We start from the raw sequence: 7,864 nt of genomic DNA, 5'->3' as shown, positions 1-7,864 counted from the left end.
GTTTCCTGTTGACACATCTTCTATTGTCTATTCTCCTGAATCTGGCTATCAGCACAATCCAGTCCGTTTGGATACTGCTTATCGCCGGGGGGATTTTATTACTGCTGTTGTGGTTACGGGGATAGCGATCGCTATTTTAGCACCTGGGCTTAACCAAATATTGCAGAATTCAGTTGGAGTGCTGGTGAGAGGTGGGCAAGCTATGCAAACAGTTCAATCAGGTCAAACAGTTCAATTAGCCGCTAATAATCAACAGGCAACAATTGCATCAGGGTTATCCGAAACTGCGAGCAGTAGCCGCATTAATTCCAACAATACCCCCAAGTTTAGCGGAAAATGGGCAACTTCTCTACAAGCGGGAGACACCATTGCAGGATATCAAATCAGTAGTGCCTTTGGGCCTCGTAAATCACCATGCCCCGGTTGCAGTTCGATTCACTTTGGAACAGATGTGGCCACTCCGATGTACACGCCTTTGTATGCGATTGGGCCAGTCGGAGGAACTGTCAATGTTCGGTGTTGGGATAATGGCCGCTGGGGTTGGGTTGCTAGTTACTCGATATCGGAGTGGGGTGTCAGTTTTGACTACTTACATTTGCCAGTTGGCGAGTGCAAGTCTGGGTTACAGAAAGTAGGCACAGTCATCGCTAAATCGGGTACGGCTGGTACTGGGCCACACCTGCATTTTCAACAGCGTTCGGGTGGAACTGATGGCGAGAAAGTGCCGCCACAATCGGGCTATGTTTATCAAGCTTTGACGGGTAAATTGCCGGAGAAAAGTCAATGACAGTTTACAAAATTAAACATCGGGATGAATTTGATTTTAGGCTGGTAACATGGGGAGTTATTGTGCTGACGGTAGCATATATTTTAGTGCCGCCAGTCATCCAATCCGAACCAGCACAACAGTTAATTAGTGTTGCTCAAATTGCTACCGATAAAGTTACGGGAAAAACACACAAAGATGCTGTGAGCATACCAAATACTAAAGCAGAAGCCGCATTACAATTAGCTTTCGGTTTTGAAGGGGGTTGTCAAAATTTGGGGAACGACAGCGGCAACTGGTTTCAAGGACAAAAAGGCTTTACGTGCATGGGAATTATCCCTAGTGTGGGTTGGAATCATCGCAATGATTTACTGTCAGGTTTAGGTGAGGGATTTAACGGTCATCCATCCATGTTTGTGAAGTTTGCTTATGATAAGAATCCCTTGGCATTCAAGACTGCGGTTGCACAGATTTACAAACAGGATTATTTTGCACCTGGTGGGTGTACTCAGTTGTCTCAGCCTGCTTTTGAAGTATGTGCTGATATTGCTATTAATTCGGGGGTGGGAAGGTCGAGACAATATTTGAGGGAAATTGGCAATATTGGTGATCTGAAACAACTAGCAAGGGCGCTTAATGAAAGGCATCGGCAAGATTATATCCGGTGGAGCGCACCGGGGAATAAAGATTCGGTTTTTCGGGCAGGTTGGCTCAGTCGAGCCGATAGGCGGGATAGGTATATTGATAAGTTTTAAGCTGGTGTGTGGGCGCTGTCCAGCCCTAAAAATAAAACTCGAAGCGGGTTAGCTAAGCGTGGCACTACTACCACAATTTCGGTTTCTACGAATAACTAAGTACGGTTTTCTTCAATGCCGATTGCTCCTAATTATTGTCTCTAATTCTGGCAACTACTACAAGTTCAGTTGGGTTTTCCTGACTTCTGCTCCCAATGAGAAAACTCCATAATGTAACTGTAAGCAATAAGCAAGACTGATAACCAGCTAAGAAAGCTTTACCAATCTTTGAGGTGACAGATTATGTTGATTCGCTACTTTACGCCCAACACCGAACATGGAAACATTCCGTCGCCATCTTGACCAAGTGTTTAACTCACTGACAGAGACTCAAGCAGCAACGGAAGTAACTTGGAAGCCGGCTGTTGAATTGGCAGATGCAGGGGATAATTTCGTATTAAAAGCGCAATTGCCGGGAATTGAACCCAAAGACATCGATGTTCAAGTAACTCGTGAAGCAGTTGCCATTTCTGGCGAGCATCGTTATGAACAAAAAGAACAGCAATCTCGCTATTTCCGCTCTGAATTCCGCTACGGTAAATTTCATCGGGTGCTGCGATTGCCCGCACACATTCAAAATGACTCAGTTACGGCTGAATATAAAGATGGCATCTTGACGCTAACGCTGCCTAAAGTGGCTGAAGCTCGTAATCAAGTAATCAAGATTAATTTGGGTGAAATTGCTGAAGTTCCAGTTACACCTGCTCTGGAAGCAACGAATCAATAACCCTTAGTTCAAGTGTTAACTATTGGTTCAAGTGTTAACTATTAGTTCAACTGCAAGGGTGATGAACTGAGTACGCAGGCAGTTAACGTGACTGAGTGAGGCAAATTTCTCTTGATAGCAATTAAGTTTGAATAAAAACAACGGAATTGGATAAGCTGATACCGGGAGCTACAATTGCTCCTGGTTTTCTATTGCTCTATTTTTAGAGAAACGGCCCAAACCCTCATTATACCGTTGGCGAGTGCGGCGAACTTGGAGTCCCAAACCCGCATTCTACCGTTGCCCATTAAAAAGTGTCCGGAGTATTGATCTATTATATTCCATTATTTAACAGGAATAGTGATCTCAAACACAGTACCCCCGCTAGGGACAGAATTGACAGTGATGCTACCTTGGTGTTTTTCTTCAATGATTTGTCGTGCGATCGCGAGTCCCAACCCTGTCCCTTTTCCTACTCCCTTAGTTGTAAATAAATGGTCAAAAATTTTAGATTGCACCTCGGCGCTCATACCAATCCCATTATCTTTAATCAAAATTATCGCCTGTTTTTTATCGGCTGGCAACTCAGTCTTCACAGTAATTATATTGGCAATCTCTCCATATTTATGCCCTTGATTTGAGTCTTCTAAAGCATCGATCGCATTCGCCAAAATATTCATAAATACCTGATTTAATTGTCCGGCATAGCATTCGATTATTGGTAGATTGCCATAGTCTTTAATAACTTCGATTTCGGGGCGAGTGTCGTTGGGTTTGAGGCGATGTTTGAGGATCATAATCGTGCTATCAATGCCATCGTGGATATTGCAGGCAACAGGGCGATCGCTATCAGCACGAGAGAAGTTTCTGAGACTCACGCTAATGTCTTGAATCCGCTTCACACCTTCTCGCATCGACTCTACTAACTTGGGTAAGTCTTCTCGAATATAGTCAAGTTCAATCGTTTCTATTTCCTCTTGAATCTCTGGATGTAGTTGGGGATATTTTTGTTGCACTAGCTCGATCAATCCAAACAAATCGTTAATATAATCTAAGGCCGGATTAATATTACCATTAAGAAAACCAACCGGGTTATTAATTTCGTGAGCCACTCCTGCAACTAAATTACCCAAAGCTGACATCTTTTCGCTTTGAATCATTTGCAATTGGCTTTGCTGCAAGTCATGCAAGGCTTGCTCTAGCTGTTGGGAATAGGTTTGTGACTGCTCATAAAGTCGGGCATTTTCCAAAGAAATAGCCGCCTGAGCACAAAGTAAATTCAGGAGTTCCACGCGATCGCGAGTAAATGCCCCCGTTACTAAAGTATTTTCTAGATATAAAATGCCCATCAACTTCCCTTGATGCAAAATCGGGCTGCATAAAATACTCTTAGGCTGCTGACGAATAATATACGGGTCATTAGCTAAAGTCGGATCGGCGATCGCATTAATTAGCACAACAGTCTGCCTGTTATGCTTGACTTTGTAAATTAGCTTTAAGGGAATATCCTGACTGTCCTCAATGGGAAGGCGTTGCAATACGACTGGCTCCGTTCCCACAGTAATTGACCCTTTAATCAGCAGGCGATTGTCTCGCAAGAGAATTAACACACATTTATCGGCTCCAGCATTTTCGATAACGATCGCAAGCAACGATGAGAGCAGTTTTTCTAGTTCGATTTCGCCGGAGATAGTTTGAGAAGCTTTGAGAATGGCAGCTAAATCTAAAGCTACAGAGACACTGCTACTACTGGATGTGGCGGAACTGGTAGAGGTGATACTCCCCAAGGTGAACAGAGTTTCATTAGCTGATAGGGAAGAACGGGTTTGCTGTAATATCGGAGTGAGCAATTGCGGGTAGCGAGTTTCCAGGTCAGCAACTTTGGCTTTGGCTCCCCAGTGGGCATAGCCGTAGTAGGCTTCGATCACATATTCCCCAGCAATGCGTTCTTTGCCCCAGTCGAGGTAGAATTTGGCGGCGAGTTCATTGGCTAGTGCTGCTTCCTGTATATAGTCGTTGGCTCTAGCGAGGGAGATGGCGCGATCGTACAGGTCGATCGCCTCCGTTTTATTGCCCAATACTCGACAGCGCTCGGCTTCCACCAAATCATATTTGTGCTGAAAGTTCATGGGCGCGTGCTGAGACCGATGATAGAGTTTGGTCTGATTGGCAGAGATGCGATCGAGCAACGCCGCTTTATCGGTTGCTTCGGGATAAGCGGCGAGTGCTGTGAGCGAATCGTAGAAGTAAAACGTTGGGATTGTGAAGAAACCTGATCCTGCTGCCAGGGTTTGACGGGCTTCATCTGCTGCCTGCACAGCCTGAGCGATTTCATTGAACAGATAGAACGCCGTTAGATGATAAACCCAGTAGAAATGCAGCCCGAGTAGATCGTTTGCGGCTGTCAGCGTGGTATAGAGTTGTGCGGTCTGGGCATCCAACTCGGTCTGGCTTTGCGTTCCTTGTAGTCTCTGGATCGCAGCTAAAGCAAGATAGCTATAGTTTGAGGCAGTAACTACATTGAGCTTCAGCAGTGCAGTGATATAAGGCTCTGCTTCTGAAACCAGAGTGCCTAAGTGTTGACCGCTCAAATAAGCAGATTGATAGAACCATGCCACACTGGAGCTAGCATGGACAATATCGCCCACCTCTAGCCCGACCTGAAACGCTTCTCTAAAAAGGGGTAAACTTTCACGGAGGTGAGATTTGCAATGCACAATAAATGCTGCCACGACGAAACTAACTTTTGACCGGATACGTCGTGCATTCAAGTTTTCAACGATTTGCAACCCTAGCTGTGCAAAGGCATAAGCAGCATCAACATCTTCTACAATGCTGCTCAATAGGGTGGCATAGCAACTGTAGGCATAAGCAGATAGGGCAGCATTTCCTTTTTGCAGCGATAGTTTCACCGAAGCTATAATCACAAAGGGAAGCAGCAAGGGAGCAGAGACGTGAGCTACTGGCATTAAGCTGGATAGTAGCTGCATTGCTGCCAGTGATTCTGCCTCTGTCATTTCTGGCAAATTGAGCAGATCGTGAGTCGTTTTGTTGTGCAGTAGGTCAGCAACTTCTTCTAGTTCTGTAGCAATCCCTGCTTCAGTAGGTTGTTCTGGCAGGTAAATGTGGAATTGCTTCAGGGCAGTGTGAGCGATGGCGATCGCTTCTTGAGGTCGATTCTGGGTCGTATAGGTATCAATTTTAATTTCGTAAGCTGTGACCCGATCGAGCGGATGGAGTTTTTGAGCTAAAATCTCGCTGACTCGCTGCTCCATTTCGGCAAAATTGCCGCAGAGACAAGCTGCTTCTGCCGCACCTTCATGCAACGCCAGGGTCAGGTTGGGTTGAGTCTGCCAGGTTTGCTCAGACAGAAGCGTTAGACCTGTGTTGAAATACTTGAGGGCAGGTTCATAGGCACTAGAGGCTTTGGCTTTGCGCCCAGCAATTGAGTTGAGTTGGGCAAGACGATCTTTGTCAGATGGGGCAAGGACGAGGGCGATCGCCTGATTCCAGTGGTTGACAATCTCAAAAATATGCTTTTCTAGCTCAGTTTCAGAAATATTGTCATGCAAGAGTTGAGCAATCGATAGATGAGTTGCCTGTTTTTGGTCATCGGGAATCAGAGAATATGCTGCTTGTTGGACGCGATCGTGTAAAAATCGATAGCTTGGATTAACTGTATCCTCTGCCTGTGAGTGTTGTGTACCCAGAAAAAACTTGTAAATCTGACTGGTGGGTAAAATCAAGCCTTCTTGCAAGGCTTTCCACAATGCTGTTGCGGCTTCGATTGAAGAAAATTCTGAAACTATAGCCAATGTCTCTAAATCAAATTGAGCGCCAATACAGGCAGCAAGTTTGAGGACATTTTGGGTTGCATCGGGCAACTTTTGCAATTGCATTGCCATGAACTCGACTACATTATCAGTGAGCGAGAGCAATTTCACTGCTGCAATATCGCACTGCCAATATCCTACATTGAAGTCATAAGCAATGTAGCCATCCTGATGCAAAGCTTTGAGAAATTGGGTAGCAAAGAACGGGTTGCCTTGGGTTTTTTGATAGACTAACTCACTCAAAGGTTGCGCTGTGATTGTGGAACAACTGACGGTGTCGGCAACCAAAAGATTGATATGAGATTGACTTAAAGCAGCCAGGGTTAGAGTGCTGATGGTTGCTGAGTCTTTCTTCATCTCCTCTAATGTCAGCATTAAGGGATGAGCCGGAAAGACTTCGTTATCTCGGTATGCCCCAATCAGCAGATAACACATCTGGCTTTGACTCATCAACACTTGCATCAAGCTTAGTGAAGCGGAATCTGCCCACTGCAAGTCATCGAGGAACATTACCAAAGGATGCTGCTGTGTAGCGAACAGGGCTATGAACTTGCCAAATAACAAGTTGAAGCGGTTTAAAGCAGCACTACCACCAAGTTCTGGGGCTGCTGGCTGTTTGCCGATAATTTGCTCTAGTTCGGGAATGACATCTATTAAAACTTGCCCATTTTCACCTAAAGCAGACAAGATTTTCTCTTTCCACTGCGTTAGCTGAGTATCGCTTTCACTCAACAATTGCCCCATTAAGTCACGAAAAGCCTGGACAAAAGCACTCAAAGGAATGTTGCGGTTGAACTGGTCGTATTTACCTTTGATGAAGTAGCCGCGTTGCCGCACAATGGGTTTATGAACTTCGTTGACGACGGCGGTTTTTCCTATCCCTGAAAAGCCTGCAACGAGCATCAGTTCTGTTGCGCCACTACTGACTCTTTCAAAGGCTTGCAGTAAAGTGGCTGCTTCGGTTTCTCGTCCGTAGAGTCGATCGGGGATGAGGAAGCGATCGCACAGATCCCTCTGTGCAATCTCAAAGCTCTCAATCTTACCAGTTTCTTGTAGTCGATCTAAACACTTTTCTAAATCAAACTTCAGTCCCAATGCACTTTGATAGCGACCTTCGGCATTCTTTGCCATCAATTTTGTAACAATTTCTGATAGTACAGAGGGAATTTCCGAATTAATTTCATGCACTAAGGGTGAGGCTTTGGCAATATGACAATGTACTAACTCCATTGCGTCATTTGATTCAAAAGGTAATTTCCCTGTCAGTAACTCGTAGAAGGTAACACCTAAAGAATAAAAGTCAGTCCGATAGTCAATCCCCCGATTCATTCGGCCTGTTTGTTCTGGGGAAATATAAGCAAGTGTCCCTTCTAACACATTGGGATTAATTAGTGTTTGGGTTTCCCTGGGTAGTAGAGATGCAATACTAAAGTCGATTAATTTGACTTGTTTAGTTTCGGGATTAATTAAAATATTACTGGGTTTGATGTCTTTGTGAATGATGCGCTCGCGATACAGTATATCTAAGGTATTGCACAGTGCGATCGCGACTTCTAAAAATTCTCTCAATGAGAATGGGTTTTTCCCTTTAATCGCCCATTCGTGAAGAGAAATCCCCCCAAAGTCTTCCATTACCAACGCATAACCATTCTGATAGGGTTCCAGGCTGTAGGTTTGGACAATCAGAGGTGAGTTGAGATTTTTGGCAATGGTATATTGATTGCGAAACTGCACGAGTTCGCTAAAGGTAGGATACTCATTTTTC

At 44.8% G+C, this 7,864-nt stretch carries 4 protein-coding genes; 3 read left to right on the top strand and 1 reads right to left on the bottom strand.

Features of this window, described 5'->3' with window-relative positions:
• The 3 genes from PN499_RS08915 to PN499_RS08905 all read left to right on the top strand — a co-directional run.
• On the top strand, window positions 1-787 hold a 787-nt coding region (locus PN499_RS08915; RefSeq protein ID WP_272031441.1), incomplete at its 5' end, for a M23 family metallopeptidase.
• Window positions 784-1,521, top strand: coding sequence for a glycosyl hydrolase 108 family protein (locus tag PN499_RS08910; RefSeq protein ID WP_272031440.1), 738 nt, complete (start codon window positions 784-786; stop codon window positions 1,519-1,521). The genes PN499_RS08915 and PN499_RS08910, both read left to right, overlap by 4 nt.
• 316 nt (window positions 1,522-1,837) lie before the next feature.
• Window positions 1,838-2,287, top strand: coding sequence for an Hsp20/alpha crystallin family protein (locus PN499_RS08905; protein ID WP_272031439.1), 450 nt, complete (start codon window positions 1,838-1,840; stop codon window positions 2,285-2,287).
• A 323-nt stretch (window positions 2,288-2,610) separates the two neighbouring features.
• Here PN499_RS08905 and PN499_RS08900 read toward each other — a convergent pair.
• Window positions 2,611-7,864, bottom strand: a 5,254-nt coding sequence (locus tag PN499_RS08900) for a trifunctional serine/threonine-protein kinase/ATP-binding protein/sensor histidine kinase (protein WP_272031438.1), incomplete at its 5' end; no start/stop codon positions are given.

It is taken from the genome of Kamptonema animale CS-326 (assembly GCF_028330895.1).
Lineage (GTDB): Bacteria > Cyanobacteriota > Cyanobacteriia > Cyanobacteriales > Microcoleaceae > Kamptonema > Kamptonema formosum.
Note: the sequence above shows the minus strand (reverse complement) of the source record. Positions and strands in the feature narration are given on the sequence as shown.

Excerpts from the sequence above, each read along its gene's own strand:
- PN499_RS08910 (WP_272031440.1), top strand. The coding sequence starts at position 784 with ATGACAGTTTACAAAATTAAACATCGGGATGAATTTGATTTTAGGCTG.
- PN499_RS08905 (WP_272031439.1), top strand. The coding sequence starts at position 1,838 with ATGGAAACATTCCGTCGCCATCTTGACCAAGTGTTTAACTCACTGACA.